Raw genomic sequence first — 2,513 nt, 5'->3', positions numbered from 1 at the left:
GTCCAGCATCAACACGGGCTGTATGGTTACCATTTTCAACACGTTTTTCAGCATTGGTCTGTAAGCCATCAGTCTCATCCAACGCAATCGCAGTGTTACGGACAATTGGAGCATCTTCAGGAACATCAACAGTTACAATTAATGATGTTTCAGCATCATCGTTAAGATCCGTTAGATCCTGATCAGTAATGTTTTCGCTAGCAATTGCCGTGACGGTTACTTCAGCAGGGCCATGCTCATTTGAAGCACCATTATCAAGGCGTTGTGTTGACCAATCCAAAGGATCAAAAACAACACTCGCGTTTAGAGTACCGCCTAAAGCATCAACTAATTCTCCAATGTTAAGAACATAAGTTGTAAAGCCATCTGCGCCCACATCAGATGAAACAATGCTGACAAAGTCAGTAAGAGTTGAACCTGATGGAAGCAGATGCCCGAAACTCTCTTCAAGATTCAAGATCCAGTCGTTTGGTACACCATCAAGTTTCAACAGATGTGTTTCAGAATCATCAGCAAAATCCGGGAATGTTACCTCAACAGGTATCTTTATCAACTCTTCTTCGTTCACCTTAACAAGATGCTCAGCGTCTTGTGTGATTTTGAGGCTCTCAACAATCAGCCTTGGATCAGCAAATGTGTCGCCTTCATTGAAGATTGCAATACCAATTGTCGCTTCACCACTACTCGTAAAGGTGTATTCATAAATACCATCAACACTTCCAGAAGCAGCCTGTGCCAACGGAATAATCTCACCGTTAATAACAAGAAAAGCTGTATCGTTGAAAACACCACCAAAACCACCTTCAGTACTGATGAAATTAAAATCAAGTGTGAGTTTTTGTCCTTCTGTCACAAAAACACTTTGTTGAATTGCGGTAGCATCAGAGTTGGAGAAATTTTCACTAGATCCTGTGTTATTTTCAGCCGCTGCATTCAAATCAGCGACAGTAACACCAAGAAAAATTGCCGCAGCAGAAGCAGTAGAATTATCAGGCGTCAGAGAAACATCACCGTTTTGGCGAGAAACCCCACCTGCATCAAAAACATCCCAATTCAGGACATTATCAAAACCTTCGTTTAAAACAACAGCCTCGCCTGAACCAGCAGAAGTATTTAAAACTGGTTTGTCAGCTGCAGCATCAATAATTGCTGTTGCACTAAAAGTTAGGGAAGCTGTTTCCCCACTATCAGGATCAGAGATATTAGCTATAACCGTAACAGGAAGATCCACGTCACTATGTTCTGCACCTTTTAAATAAACTTCATCAAGATCAGAACCAAGGATATTTATAGGTAATGTTCCAACTTCATTTCCTGGAACATTACTAAAAACGATATTTCCCGCTTCAAACCCACCTACATAAAGGGTTACCCCTTCTGGCAGAGCAGTAACATCAACAGAATCGACAACTTCGTTATCTGCTGGCGTAAAAGTAAAGACAATTTGCATCGGAGATGTGGACTCATCCACATCAGGTGTGCTCGGATCATCAGTCGCTTTTGCATCCCCAAGATGTTGATTTGCCTGCCAATCTTCGAAACCACCGACAAAGCTACCTTCAACACCACCTTTGATAAAGGAAACAACGTCAGTTGTTGCAAAGGTAAAGCTGAAAGTACCTTCAGCAGGATCGAGATCATCGTTCACAAGGGCTGCGGCAGCCAATTCAGCAAGTGTGCCGTCAAGACCATTTTGAGCATTCAACCCATCAAGAATATCACCGAAATCGTCATTATAGACGCTACCGCCACCACCTTGTGGGCCAGCGCCGGCGCCGGCTGCGGTCTCTAGCGTTTCACCTTCAGCAAGGGCTTGCGCCTGACCGATCAAAAGGCTGGAAGAAAGTTCAATACCACCAATAACAAGAACAGGTGCATCTGCGCCCTGAGCGTTTTCAACGAGGTTCTGGAACACGATACGGCTATCGGCGCTACCGTCACCGTTGCTATCGAAGGTCAGAACAAAGTCGTTGCCTTCAATTACCGGGGTTGCTGCCGTTGCATCAAAGCTCAGGGTTGCTGTCTGACCTTTCTCAAGAGAGATGGTTTTGGTTTCACCACCTGCCGGGGCTGTTACTTCAAGGGCAGAAGCAGCCTGCCCAACCAGAAGATCTTTACCTTCTTCACCAGAAACAATCTCTTTACCTGTATTCGTCAGACCATCAGTCATATGTGAGAACCCCATTCGATGTTTCATCAAAACAGACTGTCATAATTAATTCGGGCAGCCTGTAAGAAAACTAATAATATTTGACGTCAACTATATAGATAGACAGGAAAATCGCAATTGCATTATCAGAAAAAACTACAGCAATATGTATGATATAAATACAAAAATTATGTGATTTATTTATTTAATTTTATATAGTTAGCAAGAAGTTCATTTAAATAAAAATTGATCTAAATTCAAAATAAATACCATGCAAATTTATCGTAAAATTACCTCTAAATTAGATTTTTTTATGCTTCTGTCCTTTGCAATTAAAACCGTTGGTACAACAGCAGAAGCATTT

1 protein-coding gene is annotated in these 2,513 nt (G+C 42.0%); it reads right to left on the bottom strand.

Features of this window, described 5'->3' with window-relative positions; all coding sequences use genetic code 11:
• A partial coding sequence (locus WH96_RS20670) for a hypothetical protein (protein WP_047766151.1) occupies positions 1–2,170 on the bottom strand: 2,170 nt, incomplete at its 3' end.
• Between the last annotated feature and the right edge of the window lie 343 nt (positions 2,171–2,513).

It is taken from the genome of Kiloniella spongiae (assembly GCF_001026905.1).
Classification (GTDB): Bacteria; Pseudomonadota; Alphaproteobacteria; order Kiloniellales; family Kiloniellaceae; genus Kiloniella; species Kiloniella spongiae.
The sequence above is the reverse complement of the archived record's forward strand: the minus strand, read 5'-3'. Positions and strand labels throughout refer to the sequence as shown.